Consider the following 15,611-nt stretch of genomic DNA (forward strand, 5'->3'; position numbering starts at 1 on the left):
CTGCGCGCTTCCCGTGCACGTCGGTCGAGGCCGCGCCCCTGCACGGCAGATGAGCGTCGACGATCACCGAGACCCCCCATTCGTCACGATCCACCCTACTTCGCGACCGCCCCGCCGAACTGCGACGACGCCGTCCAGCGCGCCCGGATCACCGTCGTACGCCGCGTCCTGGGTAAGTTCGACAACGACAGCATCACGAGGTGGTCGGCCGCGCCGACCCGCTCATCGTGGGACGCGCGCCGGCCGACCGATCGGGCCCGGCGTCCCGGACAAGGAGAACGCCATGCGGTTCTTGGCTGCCCTCCTGCTGTGGGTGCTCACGACCGTGGCGCTGGCGGTGGCCGTACCGGCCGCCTGGGCGCAGCACACCATCGTCGACCGGGACGGCTACGCCGAGTTCGCGGCGTCCGCTGCACGGGAGCCGCAGGTGCAGCAGGCCATGGCGACGCTGCTGACCAACGAGATCGTCTCGTTCGCGCAGGAGAACGGCTACGGCGACCTCAATCCCGACCTGGTCGCCAGCGTCACCACGGGCTACACGCAGAACGCGGGCTTCCCCGGCCAGTTCGCCGCCGCCAACCGCATCGCGCACACGTGGATGTTCACCGACACCGTGCAGCGCGACCAGACCGCCGACGACCGGTGGCTGGTGGACATCGCGCCGATGCTCAAGGACTCGTCGCTGCGGGACACCCTCGGCAACGTCGACCTCGAGGTACCGGACACCCTGAACGTGCCGATCACCATCCCGGACTCCTCGGGGCTGCGGCCCGGGCAACTGCGGTCACTCGCGACCTGGGGTCCGTGGGTGAGCGTCGGCGCGATCGTCGTCACCGGCATACTCGCGCTGCTGACCCTGGCGGCGTCGCGCAGCAGGGGCAGGGCGCTCGTCGCACTCGGGGTGTCGGCGCTGATCGTGGGCGCCGCGGGCTGGGCCGGCATCGAGATCGGGCGGCGCTACGCCGAGACCGCTCTCACCAAGACGCAGGGCGAGGTCCGTGCCATCGCGGACGTGATGATCGGTCACGCGATCGACAGCATGCACCTCTGGCTCAACCTCGTGCTCGCGGCGGGCGGCGTACTGGTCGTCCTCGGCGTGCTCGCGGCGATGCTCGGGGGTCTGGGTCGGCGGAGGGTCACCGAGCCGGCGCGGTAGGCGGTCTGCCGTCAGCCTCCCCGCGGCGGCGGATCCGGTTCGCGGTTCGGCTCGTAGGCCGCGTAGATCTCGCCGCCGACCTTCAGGTTGGAGGTCCGGAAGTAGGCCCACCCGACCATCAGGATCAGCGTCGTCGCGACGAATGCGACGGAACTCTGCAGATCCGGCAGGCCGGCGACGAACAACACCGGAATCGCCACCACGGTGGCGGTCCAGTAGACGCGTCGCTTCATGGCCCGCTTCGGTATCCGGTCGGTGTCCCAGCCCGGCACCAGCATCCCGGCGAGCAGGATCGCGAAGCCTACGAGTGTGAGGATCTGCGACTGCGCCGTCATTCGGCGGTGTCCGCCCCCAGCGTGCGATGCAGGAACTCGTAGATCAGGGCCGAGCGGAACGCCGTCTGCGCATTGTCCGCGGCGCCCGCGTGACCGCCCTCGACGTTCTCGTAGTACCGCACCTCGTGCCCGGCCGCCTCCAGGGCCGCGGTCATCTTGCGGGCATGGCCCGGGTGCACGCGGTCGTCGCGCGTCGACGTCGTCATCAGCAGCGCCGGATACTCGCGGTCGGACGAGATGTTCTGGTAGGGCGAGTATTCGGAGATGAACGCCCAGTCGTCGGCGTCGTCGGGATCGCCATACTCCGCCATCCACGACGCCCCGGCCAGAAGCAGGTGATACCGCTTCATGTCCAGGAGCGGGACGCTGCACACCAGGGCGCCGAACAGTTCCGGGTACCTGGTGAGCATGATGCCCATCAGCAGGCCGCCATTGCTGCCGCCCTGAGCGCCCAGCCGATCGACGGTGGTGACCCCGCGGGCGACGAGATCGGCCGCGACGGCGGCGAAGTCCTCGTGCACCAGGTGCCGGCCGTCCCGCATCGCCTGGGTGTGCCAGCGTGGCCCGTACTCGCCGCCGCCGCGGATGTTGGCCAGTACGTAGGTGCCCCCGCGTGAGAGCCAGAGCCGGCCGAGCACCCCGCCGTATCCGGGCGTGCTGGAGTTCTCGAACCCGCCGTACCCGCCCAGCAGGGTCTTGCCCGGTCCGTCCGAATCGCGTTCTCTTACGACGAAGTACGGGATCATCGTGCCGTCCGCCGACGCGACGAAGTGCTGGCTGACGTCGATGTCGGACGCGTCGAAGAAGGCCGGTGCGCTCTTGACCTCGACGAGTTCGTCGCCGACCCGACCCCACAGCAGCCGCGACGGGGTGTCGAAACCGCTGGAGTCGAGGAAGATCTCGTCGCCGTACTCGTCGGCCGCGACGACCACCGTGTTGGTGTTGGCGGGGATCCCCGTGACCGGCTCGCGCGTCCACGACCCGGGCGTCACCACCTCGACGTGGCTCACCACGTCGACGAGCGTGACGATGATCAGCCGGTCGCGCGTCCAGGTATGGCTCTGCAGGCTGGTGTGCTCGTCGGGCTCGAACACCACGGTCAATTCGCCTGTGCCCGTGAGGAAGTCCTCGTACCGGGTGGCCAGCAGGGTGCCGGTGTCGTAGGTGGTGCCGCCGACGGTCCAGTCGCTGCGCGGCCGGATCAGCAGCCACTCACGATGCAGGGACGTGCCGGCGTCCGTCGGCACGTCGATCCGCAGCAGGGCGCCGTCCCGCAGTTCGTAGCGGTCGCGGTTGAAGAAGTCGAAGGAGCGCGACACCAGCAGCCGCTCGAAACCGGGCGTCGGGTCGTACCCGGCCCCGACGCTGACGTCGGACGGCTCGCCCTCGAACAGCGTCTCGGCTTCGGCGAGCGGCGTCCCTCGGCGCCACCGCTTGGTGACGCGGGGGTAGCCGGACTCGGTGAGCGACCCGGGACCGAAGTCCGTGCCGACGATGACGGCGTCGGGGCCCTCCCACCCGATGTCGGTCTTGGCCTCCGGGAGTTCGAAACCGCCGTCGACGAACGTCTTCGAGCGCATGTCGAACTCGCGCACCACGGTGGCGTCGGACCCGCCGCGGGACAGGCTGATCAAGGCCAGCGACAGGTCGGGTTCGATGACGTCGGCGCCGGCCCACACCCAGTTCTCGCCGTCGGCGTCGGCCAGAGCGTCGACGTCGATGACGACGTCCCACTCGGGCTCGTCGGTGCGATAGCTCTCGAGGGTCGTGCGACGCCATAGGCCGCGAGGGTTCTGGGCGTCGCGCCAGAAGTTGTACAGGTGCTCGCCGCGGCGCCGGATGTAGGGGATGCGGGCGTCGGTGTCGAGCACCTCGAGCGCCTCGGCCTGCATGCGCTCGAACCGCTCGCCGCCGAGTTCTACGAGGGTCGGCGCGTTGTGCTCGGCGACCCACGCCAACGCGTCCTCACCGGTCACGTCCTCGAGCCAGAGGAAGGGGTCTCGGTCAGCCTGGTGATCCACGGGCTCCATTGTGGCCGCCGCGCTAAAGTCGGGTGATGGCCGTCCCGAGCAGAGCCCTCATCACCTCGGCTGCGGCCGATCTGCTGCGACGCCTCCAGGACCGGCACGGCACCCTGATGTTCCACCAGTCTGGCGGCTGCTGCGACGGCTCGTCCCCGATGTGTTACCCCCACGGCGACTTCATCATCGGCGACCGCGACGTCCTGCTGTCGGTGCTCGACGTCGGCGACGGGGTGCCCGTGTGGATCTCCGGTCCGCAGTTCGAGGCGTGGAAGCACACGCAGTTGGTCATCGACGTCGTCCCGGGCCGGGGTGGCGGATTCAGCTTGGAGACGCCCGAGGGCATGCGGTTCCTGTCCCGCGGACGAGCGTTCACCGACGCGGAGAACGCCGAACTCGGAGCGCACGCGCCGATCACCGGATCGCGGTACGAGGCGGGTGAGCGGCCCGAGGAGACGGGCTCGCACGTCGTGGCCGAGGCCGTCGACGCCTGCCCGATTCCCGCAGGACGCGCCGCGAGCGTGCAGGCCTGACGGCCGCACCCGGGTTTACCGTGGACGGGTGATACCGCTCCCGCGGGCGTGGCAGTTGACCAGCGCGATGCTCATCGGCGTCGCGGTCGGCATGGTGGCGGGCATCGCGGCGTCGATCCTCATCACCGCACCCGTCCGCCCAGACGTGGCCATCGCACTCGTCGTCGGCGTCCCGATCGGCATCGGCATGCTGATGGTGCTCTTCTCTAGTCGCCGCTGGGTCACGACCTTCGGAGCGTTCACCCTCTCGCTGGCACCCGGATGGTTCGGCGCGCTGGCCGCGATCCAGGTGGCCTCCGGTGGCTGAGCACGTGACCGGCGAGCCCACGCAGAACTGGGCGCCGCTCTTCGACACGGGGTCGGTCGAGGCGCAGACGTTGACCGCGCCGCCGCCTCAGCCGCACGACGCGTCGTCCGGCGAGATCCCGATCTTCGTACCGCCCGAGGTCGTGCCGGGCAGCTATCTCTACCTCAAGCGCTGGACGTTCGTGCTGGTCGTGGCGGGCGTGTGGCTCCTCGGCGCCGCCGCGGGCGGCGCACTCTACGAATGGTGGTTCGCGTCGCTGGACAAGACGGCGCCGGTATTCGTCGTACTCGTCTACACCGTCGCCTGCGCGGTGGCCGCCCTGCTGGCCGGCATGATCCGCGAGCGGCCGCTCAACGCGGCGCTGGCGTTGGCGCTGATGTCCGCGCCGCTGGCGTCCGTGGCCACGGCGGCGGTGCTGTACGGGTCGTACGTCTTCGGTTGGTTCGGCCGGTAGCCAACCCTCCTCAGGGTGTGCCCTTGCCGCCAGTGGCGCCCGAACCGCCAGGGGTGCCGGGGCTTCCGGCCGAGCCGCTAGCGCCCTTGCCGCCGGGGCCAGTTCCGCCGGCGCCGACAGTGCCGTTGGCGCCCGCGCTCCCGCCGCCACCGCCGAGACCACCCAAGCTCCCGGTCCCCCCGCCGGTGGATGATCCGCCGTTGCCGCCACCTCCGCCGGCTCCGCCACTGCCCGCGTCGCCGCTGTTGCCGCCCTTCCCGCCCACACCGGTCGGCGGTACGCCGGTCCCGCCGGTCGCGCCCGAGCCTGCCCTGCCGCCGTTGCCGCCCTTGCCGCCAGCGCCACCGATGCCGCCCTTACCCGTCCCCTGCGCCACGCCGCCGTTTCCGCCCAGACCACCGAAGCCTCCGGTCGTGGCATTGCCACCGTTGCCGCCCGGCAGTCCGGTGAGGGCCGCACCGGCGACGCCGTTGCCGCCGTTGCCGCCGTTGCCGCCCAGCCCACCGGCGCCGCCGGCTCCGCCGTTACCGGTCCCGCCGCGCGTGGCCCCGCCTTCGCCGCCCTTGCCCCCATTGCCCGCGGCGGTGGCGTTGCCGCCGGACGCGCCTGCTCCGGTGCCGTTGGCGCCGCTGGTGCCGGGGGCCCCGCTCCCACCCTTGCCGCCCGCTCCGCCGTTGCTGTTGAGCGTGCCGCCGAGTCCGCCCTTGCCGCCGTCGCCCCCGTTGGTGCCCGGGGTGGTGGCGTTGAAGCCCGCGCCACCGGCGCCGCCTCCTCCGTTGCCAGCGGTGCGTGGCGGTCCCGCGGCGCCCGGACTGCCATTGACCAGGCCGATTCCCGGGTTGCCGCCGGCGCCGACGGCGCCCACGAGACCCGCGTCGCCGCCATCGCCGCCGTTCGGGTGCGCGATGGTGCCGGCGGCACCAGTACCGCCGTTGCCCGCGCCGCCCTGGGTTCCGCCGGCTCCGCCGTTGCCGCCATTGCCGGTGACACCTGCCTTGCCGTTGACGGCCGTGCCGCCGAGTCCGCCATTCCCGCCGTCGCCACCGCGACCGCCGTCGCCGCCGATGCCTCCGTTTCCGCCCCTACCGTCGTTGAGGGCGAAGGTGCCCGGCCCGCCATTGCCGAGGCTCGTGCCACCGGCGCCGCCGCGGCCCGCGTTGCCGCCACGACCACCGTTCCCCGCGTCACCGACGATGGAGCCACCGTTGCCTCCGGCGCCGCCTACTCCGCCGTTGCCGCCGAGCCCACCGGAATAGCCGTTCTCGGCGTCAGCGCCGGGGGCCGCGGCGCCGCCCGCGCCCTTTCGGCCGTCACCGCCGTAGCCGCCGTAGCCGCCGTTCCCGCCATTGCCTCCATTGCCGATGTTTCCGCCGTTGCCGCCCGCACCCCCGGCTCCGCCGGGCCTGCCGCCTACGACCGGATCGGGGAAGTTGCCGGTGGAGTTGCCGCCGTTGCCGCCATTGCCGCCATTGCCGCTCGTTCCCGTCGGACGCTGCCCGGCAAGTCCGTCGGCACCTCGCGCGCCACCGCCGCTGTCACCGCCGACACCGGCGAGGCCCACCGCACCCGCATCTCCGCCGCGGCCACCTACCCGCCATTACCGCCGGCCCCCGCGAGCCCGGTTCCGCCGGGGTCGTTCGAACCGCCGGCACCACCGGCGCCACCGAGTCCGCCGTTACCACCTCGACCACTGTTGCCACCGTCTCCACCAGCTCCGCCGATCCCGTGACTGCCGTCGGCGTACCCCGTGGCGAGCGCGAGGCCCGCCGCTCCGCCGGCGCCGCCGGATCCTCCGTTTCCGCCCGCCCCGCCGGTGCCGCCGGCGCCGCCGTTTCCGCCGTTTCCGGCGGTGGCATTGCCGCGGGTCGTCGGATTGAGGATTCCCGGGATTGCCGGAACTTCACTGCTGATCGCTTGACCGCCGGTGCCGCCGTTTCCACCGTTGCCGGCGTCAGTGCCTGCACCACCGTCCGCGCCCAGACCACCGGCGCCGCCGTTACCACCCGCTCCGCGAATGGATCCGCCGAGCCCGCCTGCGCCACCTGCTCCTCCCGCGCCGCCGGCCTGACCGGCCAAGCCGTTTCCTCCCCGTCCGCCGGTGCCGCCATTGCCTCCGGTGGCGTCGTCGAAGGCCGTGACCGGGCCGCCGGTGCCTCCCTGTCCACCCGCTTGGCCGGGGGCTCCTTCTCCGCCGTTCCCACCGAGTCCGCCACTGGTACTGCCCGCCGCGGATGTGCCGATGCCGCCGGCACCGCCGCCGCCGCCGGATTGCGCCGTTCCGTCGGGGTTGATGACGCCATTCTTTCCGCTATCACCGGCCGTGCCAGGTTCGCCCGTCGAGCCGTTGGCACCGTCGTCGGCCGTGCCGCCCGTACTCGGAGGCGTCGGGCTGAGACCCGCTGCACCATCGCCACCCGAACCGCCCGAGCCGCCCACACCGATGTTGCCGGCGTCCCCGCCGGCTCCGCCCGTGCCGCCGCTACCACCGGCGTCCGTCGCGTTGCCGCCGGCACCGCCCGCGCCGCCGTTACCGAAGAATCCCGAGGCCGGGCCCGTGGCGCCGGTCCTCCCGCGTGCGGCTAGTGGGCTGCCGCCTGCGCCGCCGACGCCACCGAGACCCGCGTTGCCACCGGCACCGCCCGCACCGCCGTTGCCTCCGGTGGGGCCATCGATGCCGTCACCACCGGCTCCGCCGTCACCGGGAACTCCGCCGATGCCGCCGTCGCCGCCCGTACCGCCCGCGCCGGTGACACCGAAGAAGAATCCTCCAGAACCCCCGGCGCCTGCGTTGCCGCCCGCGCCTCCGGCGCCACCGTCCCCGCCTGCCTGACCAGCCTGACCGGTGCCGCCGGGAGTGGTGGCGTCTCGTCCGGAGGCTCCGGTACCGCCACGTCCACCTGCTCCGCCGACGCCGCCGCTGCCACCGATCCCGCCGGCACCGAAGAAGAATCCGCCGGCGCCACCGTTGCCGCCGGTGCCGCCCACCCCGCCCACGGTGCCGTCCTGGCCGATGCCTCCACTCGTGCCGAAGGCCCCGGCGCTTCCCGACCCGCCCGCCCCGCCGGACCCGAGGAACAGTCCGGCGCGGCCGCCGTCACCACCGTCGTTGGAGACGCCGGTGGCGTTGCCACCCGCCCCGCCGTTCCCGAAGAACAGGCCACCGTTACCACCACTGCCGCCGTTGGCTCCGCGCCCGCCACTGCCGAGGAGCAGACCGCCGTTGCCGCCGTTGCATGCCGATCCGGTGCAGTCGTCGCGCGCGTCGGCGCCGTCCCCGATGTAGAGGGCGATCGCAGCTCGGATCGGTCCCACGGGGCCGAGGGCCGGTCCGACCACCGGTGCCAACGGCACATCGGCCGCGGTCAGTAGCGGCGCCTCGGTGGCAGGTCGTGGAGCCCCGGCGGGGAAGGCCACGAGGCCGACCGAGCCGAGCATCGCCGCTCCAGCGACCCCGGTCCCGAGGTACGAGGCGATGCCGAGAGTTCGGCGACGTGGTTTGCGGTGCTTGGCCATGCGCGAGATCCCCTAGGGGCCACAGGTGTGACGGTGCTCACATCCTTGCGTCTGAATTTAACATCACCGGCCGACCGACGAAGCGTTGCTGGCGATCGGGAACGCCAGGCATCTCGGATCCCGCTTGGATCGACCGGCGGGCGGTTCGACGAGAGCACTACGCTGGAGGGCGTGACCCACTATGACGTCGTCGTAATCGGAGCAGGCCCCGGCGGATACGTGGCGGCCATCCGCGCCGCGCAACTCGGACTGAACACCGCCATCGTGGAGCCCAAGTACTGGGGTGGCGTCTGCCTCAACGTCGGATGCATCCCGTCGAAGGCGCTGCTGCGCAACGCCGAGCTGGCCCACATCTTCACCAAGGAAGCCAAGCAGTTCGGCATCAACGGCGACGTGTCGTTCGACTACGGGTCGGCGTTCGACCGCAGCCGCAAGGTCGCCGAGGGCCGCGTCGCCGGCGTGCACTTCCTGATGAAGAAGAACAAGATCACCGAGGTCCACGGGTACGGCAAGTTCACCGACGACCACACCGTCGAGGTCGACCTCAACGAGGGCGGGACCGAGACCCTCACGTTCGACAACGCCATCATCTCGACCGGCGCCCACACCAAGCTGGTGCCCGGCACGTCGATGAGCAAGAACGTCATCACCTACGAAGAGCAGATCATGGAGCGCGACCTGCCCGGGTCGATCGTGATCGCCGGCGCCGGCGCCATCGGCATGGAGTTCGGCTACGTGATGAAGAACTACGGCGTCGACGTCACGATCGTCGAGTTCCTGCCGCGCGCACTGCCCAACGAGGACGCCGAGGTCTCCAAGGAGATCGAGAAGGCGTTCAAGAAGCTGGGTGTGAAGATCCTCACCGGCACCAAGGTCGAGTCCATCGAGGACGACGGCGACAAGGTCACCGTGACGATCAGCAAGGACGGCAAGACCGAGGAACTCAAGCCCGACAAGGTCATGCAGGCCATCGGCTTCGTGCCCAACGTCGAGGGCTACGGCCTGGACAAGACCGGCGTCGAACTCACCGACCGCGGCGGCATCGCGATCGACGACTACATGCGCACCAACAAGCCGCACATCTACGCCATCGGTGACGTCACCGGCAAGCTGCAGCTGGCGCACGTCGCCGAGGCGCAGGGCGTCGTCGCCGCCGAGACCATCGGCGGCGCGGAGACGTTGCCGCTGGGCGACTACCGGATGATGCCGCGCGCCACGTTCTGCCAGCCGCAGGTCGCCAGCTTCGGGCTCACCGAGCAGCAGGCCCGCGACGAGGGCTACGACGTCAAGGTCGCCAAGTTCCCGCTCACCGCGAACGGCAAGGCGCACGGGCTCGGCGAGCCGGGTGGTTTCGTCAAGGTCATCGCCGACGCCAAGTACGGCGAACTGCTGGGCGGTCACCTCATCGGCCACGACGTGTCCGAGCTACTCCCTGAGCTGACGCTCGCGCAGAAGTGGGACCTCACCGTCAACGAGCTGACCCGCAACGTACACACGCACCCGACGCTGTCCGAGGCGCTGCAGGAGTGCTTCCACGGCCTCGCCGGCCACATGATCAACTTCTAGGTCCGCGCGCCGTGAGGTCCGTAGTCGTCGCCGCCATCGGCGGGCTGATCATCGGGCACGTCCTGTGGTTGATCGGCATCTCGCTGGCCATCAACACGACGTCGGTCAGCAGTTGGGTGCTCGTCGTGTCGGCGGTGTGTCTGCTGGTGGCCGTCCTGTCGGGACTGCTCGGCTGGCGGCTCGAGAAGCGCAAGGCGTACGCGCCGGCGTGGTTCGCGTGGTGCCTGCCCGTCGCGCCGGTCCTGCTGTCGATCATCGTGCTCGGGGTGACGTACCTCTGACCCCAGGTCGCTTCGCTCCGGCCCGCCGAAACCTCTAGTCCGGGAAGTCCAGCGGGATCCGCAACGTCGTGATCGTGGCCGCGAGGCCGTCGTAATTGCTTGCCAGCATGCAGAATTCGATGAGCTGCTTCCTGCTCAGGTGCGTCGCCAGCGCCGACCACGTCTCGGCCGACATCGACCGGGTGATGACGAACTCGTCGGTCGCGGTGATCAACACGCGCTGGCGGTCGGTCAGCCCCTCGGCGTCGGGCCCTTCGAAGATGCGGGCCTGTGTCGCGGGATCGAGGCCGCGGCTGCGGGCCAGACGGCGGTGCTGCTGGAGTTCGTACTCGCAGTTGCGCAGGTGCCCCACGCGGAGGATGACCAGCTCGGACTCGATCTTCGGCAGCTTGCCGAGTCCGAGCAGCATGCCGGAGTACGGCAGCCACGCCAGGAACAGCAGGTGGTGCTGACCCAGCACGTTGAACAGGGCGAAGCGAGGCGCACGGATGGCCTTGGCTCCGAGCTTGGCGATGAGCCAGTTCAGGGGTCCGAGTTCGCGGAACCCTCCGGGCTTGATGCGGGCGGGGGCAGTCTCGGGTGCGCTCACGGGGTCGAGTCTAGGGATGCTTCACCAGATACGGGGAGACCGTGCTGCGATGCTCGTCGAGGTCCAGCGCGCGGCCGAGGGCGGGAAACGCGCGCTGCGGACAATTGTCCCGCTCGCACACCCGGCAGCCCGCACCGATGGGTGTGCCGACCTCGCTCGACAGGTCCAGCCCCTCGGAGTAGACGAGGCGGCCCGCGTGCCGCAGCTCGCATCCGAGACCGATCGCGAACGTCTTGCCGGGCTGGCCGTACCGCGCCGCGCGTCGCTCGACGGTGCGGGCCACCCACATGTAGTGCCGGCCGTCGGGCATCTGCGCGACCTGGACCAGGATCTTGCCCGGGTTCGCGAACGTCTCGTAGACGTTCCACAGCGGGCACGTGCCGCCACTCGACGAGAAGTGAAAACCGGTGGCGGACTGACGCTTCGACATGTTGCCGGCGCGGTCGACGCGGACGAACGACAGCGGCACGCCCCGCATCGACGGGCGCTGCAGCGTCGACAGGCGATGCGCGATGGTCTCGAAGCTCACCGAGTAGAAGGCCGACAGTCGCTCGACGTCGTAGCGGAAGTTCTCGGCGACCTCGTGGAACTGGCGGTACGGCAGCACCGTCGCGGCGGCGAAGTAGTTCGCCAGACCGAGGCGCGCCAGGGTCCGGGACTCGTCGCTGGTGAACACGCCCTCGTCGACCAGTGCGTCGATGAGTCCACCGAACTCGAGGAAGGCGAGTTCGGCGGCGAGGCGGAAGACGTACTGGCCGGACGGCAGGTGGGCACCGATCTGCAACGTCCGCGTCAGGGGGTCGAACCGGTGCAGGACGGTGTCACCGAGATCGGTGCGGCGGACGATGCGGACGTCGTGCACGGAGGTGAGCCGATCGGACAGGTCGCGCGCCAGATCGCCGCGGTGCATCCGCATCTCGATCGTGAGATCCTCTGCAGCGGAATCGAGTTCGTGCAGGTAGTTCTGCCGCTGATAGAAGAAGTCACGGACCTCCTCGTGCGGCATGGTGATGGAACCCGTGCCCGAACTCGCGCCGCTGCCGTCGGAGAACCTGTCCTCGGTGGCTGCTGCCAGTTGGGTGGCCGTGAGCCGGTAGCGCTGGTGCAGGTTCACCATTGCGCGGGCCAGCGTGGGGTGGGCGGCGACGACGTCGGCCAGTTCGGCCTGGTCCACGTCGACGCCCAGGTCGCGGTCGAGGGTGACCTCCCGCAGCTCTGCGACCAGCCGGGTGTCGTCCTGGGAGGCGAAGAAGGTCGCGTCGACGCCGAACACCTCGGTGATGCGCAGCAGGACGGGGACCGTGAGTGGCCGGACGTCGTGCTCGATCTGATTGAGATAGCTGGGCGAGATCTCGAGCATCTGCGCGAGGGCAGACTGGCTGAATCCGCGTTCGCTGCGCAGCTGGCGCAACCGCACGCCGACGAAGGTCTTGGCCACCCCAACAGCCTAAACACCGTTGCCAAGGATCGCCTTCGCAGTCTTGGCAGGCACACCGCTGTGGCAGGATCTAGAGCCGTGAGCACCAAGGATGGAGCGTCGGCGGTACGTGCGACGGTGGGCCTGTCCAAGGCGATGATGCCCGTTCCCGACCCGCACCCCGACGTCTTCGACGTCGAGTGGCCGCTGCGGGTCGCCGACGTCGACCGCGAGGGCAGGCTCAAGTTCGATGCCGCCACCCGTCACATCCAGGACGTCGGCTCCGATCAGTTGCGCGAGATGGGATTCGAGGAGACGCACCCGCTCTGGATCGTCCGGCGCACGATGATCGACCTGATCGAGCCCATCCTCTTCAAGGACATGCTGCGCATGCGGCGCTGGTGCTCCGGCACGTCCAACCGGTGGTGCGACATGCGCGTGCGCATCGACGGCCGCAAGGGTGGGCTGATGGAGTCCGAGGCGTTCTGGATCAACATCAATCGCGAGACGCAGGGACCGGCCCGGATATCCGACGACTTCCTGTCGGGACTGCACCGCACCACCGACGTGAACCGGCTGCGATGGAAGGCCTACCTCAAGGCCGGCAGCCGCGAGGACGCCGAGCACGTGCGCGAGTACCCGGTCCGTACGAGCGACATCGACATCTTCGACCACATGAACAACTCGGTGTACTGGAGCGTGATCGAGGACTTCCTGTACGCGCATCCGGAGCTGATGGCTGCGCCGCTGCGGGTCACCATCGAGCACGACCTCCCGGTTGCGCTCGGGGACCGGTTGGAGATCATCCGTCACGTGCATCCCGCCGGATCCACCGAACAGTTCGGTGCGGACCTCTCGGACCGGACTGTGACGACGCTCACGTATGCGGTTGGCGACGAGACCAAAGCGGTCGCCGCGATCTTCCCGCTCTGACGCCCGGGTTCTAACAGTACGGGCGTACTGACCTGCGACGATTCGTTACCCGGCGGTAACTTCTGAACCGTTTCAGCTAGCAGTGGTCTTCGCAAAGTTCGCAATACGCTCGTACGGTTTGGCCTAAATTGGCAACCGGAATGGGTGGACCAGCACCGATGCTGTGTGCCATCGTCGTATTAGCACAGAAGTTAAGGCGCTGCGGTGTTAACAGACTTGCACCGCGGCGACACGGATAGTGAAGCAATCGAAGGAGCACCCATGTCCACCGTCGGCACGCCCAAGAGCCCCGAGCAGATCCAGCACGACTGGAAGACCAACCCCCGCTGGAAGGGCATCGAGCGCACGTACAGCGCCGAGGACGTCGTCGCCCTCCAGGGCAGCGTCGTCGAGGAGGCCACCCTGGCCCGCCGCGGCGCGGAGGTCCTGTGGGAGCAGCTGCACACCATGGACTACGTCAACTCCCTCGGTGCGCTGACCGGCAACCAGGCCGTCCAGCAGGTGCGCGCGGGCCTCAAGGCCATCTACCTGTCCGGGTGGCAGGTCGCCGGTGACGCGAACCTCTCCGGTCACACCTACCCCGACCAGAGCCTCTACCCGGCCAACTCGGTGCCGCAGATCGTGCGCCGCATCAACAATGCGCTGCTGCGCGCCGACCAGATCTCCAAGGTCGAGGGCGACACCTCGGTGGAGAACTGGCTCGCCCCGATCGTCGCCGACGGTGAAGCCGGCTTCGGTGGCGCGCTCAACGTCTACGAGCTGCAGAAGGCCATGATTGCCGCCGGCGTCGCCGGTTCGCACTGGGAGGACCAGCTGGCGTCGGAGAAGAAGTGCGGCCACCTCGGTGGCAAGGTGCTCATCCCGACCCAGCAGCACATCCGCACCCTGACCTCGGCCCGTCTCGCGGCCGACGTCGCCGACGTGCCGACCCTGGTCATCGCCCGCACCGACGCCGAGGCCGCCACCCTGATCACCTCCGACGTCGACGAGCGCGATCAGCCGTTCATCACCGGCGAGCGGACCAAGGAGGGCTTCTACCACGTCAAGAACGGTGTCGAGCCCTGCATCGCCCGCGCCAAGGCCTACGCTCCCTACTCCGATCTGATCTGGATGGAGACCGGTACGCCGGACCTCGAGCTGGCCAAGAAGTTCTCCGAGGCCGTCAAGGCGGACTTCCCCGACCAGATGCTGGCCTACAACTGCTCGCCGTCGTTCAACTGGAAGCAGCACCTGGACGACGCGACCATCGCTAAGTTCCAGAACGAACTCGGTGCGATGGGCTTCAAGTTCCAGTTCATCACCCTGGCCGGCTTCCACGCCCTCAACTACTCGATGTTCGATCTGGCCCACGGCTACGCCCGCAACCAGATGAGCGCCTACGTCGAGCTGCAGGAGCGTGAGTTCGCCGCCGAGGAGCGTGGCTACACCGCGACGAAGCACCAGCGCGAGGTCGGCGCCGGCTACTTCGACCGCATCGCCACCACCGTGGATCCCACCTCGTCGACCACCGCGCTCGCGGGCTCGACCGAAGAGGGCCAGTTCCACTAGCCACTAATTCACTACCGCCGAGTGCACGGTTGTTGAACGCAAACGTCGAGAAGACGTGTCAGCAACCGTGCACTCGGCGTATGTAAGGGTGACGGTATGACTATCGAGCGGGTAGGCGTCGTCGGCGCCGGACAGATGGGCGCGGGCATCGCGGAGGTGTCGCTGCGCGCGGGCGTGGACGTCCGCATCTACGAGCCCACCGAGGCGCTGGCGCAGGCCGGCCGCGACCGCATCACGACGTCCCTCGAGCGCGGCGTCAGCAGGGGCAAGCTCACCGAGGCCGAACGCGACGAGGCGCTCGGGCGGCTCAGCGTCGCCACCGACATCGCGGACCTGGCCGACCGGCAGTTGGTCGTCGAGGCCATCGTCGAGGATGCCGCCGTCAAGGCGAAGGTGTTCGCCCAACTCGACGAGGCCATCACCGATCCCGACGCGGTGCTGGCGTCGAACACGTCGAGCATCCCGATCATGAAGATCGCCGCCGCGACCAAGAATCCGAGCCGCGTGCTGGGTCTGCACTTCTTCAATCCGGTGCCCGTGCTGCCGCTCGTCGAGCTGGTGCCGACGTTGGTCACGAACGACGAGGCGCTCGCCCGCGTTGCTCAGTTCGCGGGCGAGACGCTGGGCAAGAAGGTGGTGCGCTGCACCGATCGCTCGGGCTTCGTCGTCAACGCTCTGCTCGTGCCGTACCTCCTGTCGGCGATCCGGATGGCCGAGGCTGGCGTGGCGACGGTCGAGGACATCGACACGGCCGTGGTTGCCGGGCTCTCGCATCCGATGGGTCCGCTGAAGCTGTCGGATCTGGTCGGGCTGGACACGCTGAAGCTGATCGCGGACTCGATGTTCGAGGAGTTCAAGGAGCCGCTCTACGGTCCGCCGCCGCTGCTGCAGCGGATGGTCGAGGCGGGTCAGCTCGGCAAGAAGTCGGGTAAGGGTTTCTACACGTATTGATCTCGGC

Annotated in this window: 15 protein-coding genes; 9 read left to right on the forward strand and 6 right to left on the reverse strand. The window is 69.7% G+C overall.

Annotated elements, in window-relative coordinates:
- Positions 1-283 precede the first annotated feature (283 nt).
- A complete protein-coding gene (locus G6N64_RS09735) occupies positions 284-1,156 on the forward strand; it encodes a hypothetical protein (protein ID WP_163796709.1) in 873 nt (290 codons plus the stop codon).
- An 11-nt stretch (positions 1,157-1,167) separates the two neighbouring features.
- On the opposite strand, the gene G6N64_RS09740 is transcribed toward G6N64_RS09735, so the two are convergent.
- Together G6N64_RS09740 and G6N64_RS09745 are read right to left on the reverse strand one after the other, a co-directional pair.
- Positions 1,168-1,491: a hypothetical protein gene (locus G6N64_RS09740; protein ID WP_163796710.1), complete on the reverse strand. Its 324-nt coding sequence runs from the start codon at positions 1,489-1,491 to the stop codon at positions 1,168-1,170.
- Positions 1,488-3,521 carry a prolyl oligopeptidase family serine peptidase gene (locus G6N64_RS09745; protein ID WP_163796711.1) on the reverse strand — a complete coding sequence of 678 codons (2,034 nt, stop codon included), beginning with the start codon at positions 3,519-3,521 and terminating at the stop codon, positions 1,488-1,490. The genes G6N64_RS09740 and G6N64_RS09745 overlap by 4 nt, the downstream gene beginning before the upstream one ends.
- Positions 3,522-3,547: 26 nt before the next feature.
- Here G6N64_RS09745 and G6N64_RS09750 point away from each other — a divergent pair, with 26 nt between their 5' ends.
- The 3 genes from G6N64_RS09750 to G6N64_RS09760 are packed head-to-tail and all read left to right on the forward strand — an operon-like array spanning position 3,548 to position 4,806.
- A complete protein-coding gene (locus tag G6N64_RS09750) occupies positions 3,548-4,045 on the forward strand; it encodes a DUF779 domain-containing protein (protein WP_163796712.1) in 498 nt (165 codons plus the stop codon).
- A gap of 28 nt (positions 4,046-4,073) precedes the next feature.
- The gene (locus tag G6N64_RS09755) at positions 4,074-4,352 is read left to right on the forward strand and encodes a putative holin (protein WP_174266777.1); all 279 of its coding nucleotides are present in this window, start codon (positions 4,074-4,076) and stop codon (positions 4,350-4,352) included.
- Complete coding sequence (locus G6N64_RS09760; protein WP_163796713.1) at positions 4,345-4,806, forward strand: hypothetical protein; 462 nt, start codon at positions 4,345-4,347, stop codon at positions 4,804-4,806. Before G6N64_RS09755 ends, G6N64_RS09760 begins: the two co-directional genes overlap by 8 nt.
- A 10-nt stretch (positions 4,807-4,816) precedes the next feature.
- Here G6N64_RS09760 and G6N64_RS30485 read toward each other — a convergent pair whose 3' ends face one another.
- Together G6N64_RS30485 and G6N64_RS09770 are read right to left on the reverse strand one after the other, a co-directional pair.
- Entirely contained in the window at positions 4,817-6,367 is a 1,551-nt protein-coding gene (locus G6N64_RS30485; RefSeq protein WP_163796714.1) for a hypothetical protein, read from the reverse strand.
- 26 nt (positions 6,368-6,393) lie between these two features.
- Entirely contained in the window at positions 6,394-8,319 is a 1,926-nt protein-coding gene (locus G6N64_RS09770) for a hypothetical protein (RefSeq protein ID WP_163796715.1), read from the reverse strand.
- A gap of 171 nt (positions 8,320-8,490) precedes the next feature.
- Here G6N64_RS09770 and lpdA point away from each other — a divergent pair, with 171 nt between their 5' ends.
- Entirely contained in the window at positions 8,491-9,885 is a 1,395-nt protein-coding gene (gene lpdA / locus G6N64_RS09775) for a dihydrolipoyl dehydrogenase (RefSeq protein ID WP_163796716.1), read from the forward strand.
- Between the two features lie 11 nt (positions 9,886-9,896).
- Entirely contained in the window at positions 9,897-10,166 is a 270-nt protein-coding gene (locus tag G6N64_RS09780; protein ID WP_163796717.1) for a hypothetical protein, read from the forward strand.
- 34 nt (positions 10,167-10,200) lie between these two features.
- On the opposite strand, the gene G6N64_RS09785 is transcribed toward G6N64_RS09780, so the two are convergent.
- Together G6N64_RS09785 and ramB are read right to left on the reverse strand one after the other, a co-directional pair.
- On the reverse strand, positions 10,201-10,755 hold the full coding sequence (locus G6N64_RS09785) for a carboxymuconolactone decarboxylase family protein (RefSeq protein ID WP_163796718.1): 555 nt from the start codon (positions 10,753-10,755) through the stop codon (positions 10,201-10,203).
- Positions 10,756-10,765: 10 nt separating this feature from the next.
- Positions 10,766-12,193 carry an acetate metabolism transcriptional regulator RamB gene (ramB, locus tag G6N64_RS09790; RefSeq protein WP_163796719.1) on the reverse strand — a complete coding sequence of 476 codons (1,428 nt, stop codon included), beginning with the start codon at positions 12,191-12,193 and terminating at the stop codon, positions 10,766-10,768.
- Positions 12,194-12,328: 135 nt separating this feature from the next.
- Between ramB and G6N64_RS09795 the strand changes: the two genes are divergently transcribed.
- The 3 genes from G6N64_RS09795 (at position 12,329) to G6N64_RS09805 (ending at position 15,604) form a co-directional block, all read left to right on the forward strand.
- Positions 12,329-13,105, forward strand: a complete 777-nt coding sequence (locus G6N64_RS09795) for an acyl-[acyl-carrier-protein] thioesterase (RefSeq protein ID WP_163801563.1) — start codon at positions 12,329-12,331, stop codon at positions 13,103-13,105.
- A gap of 261 nt (positions 13,106-13,366) precedes the next feature.
- On the forward strand, positions 13,367-14,653 hold the full coding sequence (gene aceA / locus G6N64_RS09800) for an isocitrate lyase (protein ID WP_163796720.1): 1,287 nt from the start codon (positions 13,367-13,369) through the stop codon (positions 14,651-14,653).
- Between the two features lie 96 nt (positions 14,654-14,749).
- Positions 14,750-15,604 (forward strand): 3-hydroxybutyryl-CoA dehydrogenase, encoded by an 855-nt coding sequence (locus G6N64_RS09805; RefSeq protein WP_163796721.1) that lies wholly within the window; start codon positions 14,750-14,752, stop codon positions 15,602-15,604.
- The last annotated feature ends 7 nt before the right edge of the window (positions 15,605-15,611 follow it).

Origin of the sequence: Mycolicibacterium sediminis (assembly GCF_010731735.1) — a bacterium.
In the GTDB taxonomy this organism is placed as follows: Bacteria; Actinomycetota; Actinomycetes; order Mycobacteriales; family Mycobacteriaceae; genus Mycobacterium; species Mycobacterium sediminis.

What these genes read in the sequence shown, in the direction of transcription:
- G6N64_RS09795 (WP_163801563.1), top strand. Translation starts at nt 12,329, where the DNA reads ATGATGCCCGTTCCCGACCCGCACCCCGACGTCTTCGACGTCGAGTGG.
- G6N64_RS09770 (WP_163796715.1), bottom strand. Translation starts at nt 8,319, where the DNA reads ATGGCCAAGCACCGCAAACCACGTCGCCGAACTCTCGGCATCGCCTCG.
- G6N64_RS09750 (WP_163796712.1), top strand. Translation starts at nt 3,548, where the DNA reads ATGGCCGTCCCGAGCAGAGCCCTCATCACCTCGGCTGCGGCCGATCTG.
- G6N64_RS09745 (WP_163796711.1), bottom strand. Translation starts at nt 3,521, where the DNA reads ATGGAGCCCGTGGATCACCAGGCTGACCGAGACCCCTTCCTCTGGCTC.
- G6N64_RS09735 (WP_163796709.1), top strand. Translation starts at nt 284, where the DNA reads ATGCGGTTCTTGGCTGCCCTCCTGCTGTGGGTGCTCACGACCGTGGCG.
- aceA (WP_163796720.1), top strand. Translation starts at nt 13,367, where the DNA reads ATGTCCACCGTCGGCACGCCCAAGAGCCCCGAGCAGATCCAGCACGAC.
- G6N64_RS09805 (WP_163796721.1), top strand. Translation starts at nt 14,750, where the DNA reads ATGACTATCGAGCGGGTAGGCGTCGTCGGCGCCGGACAGATGGGCGCG.
- G6N64_RS09740 (WP_163796710.1), bottom strand. Translation starts at nt 1,491, where the DNA reads ATGACGGCGCAGTCGCAGATCCTCACACTCGTAGGCTTCGCGATCCTG.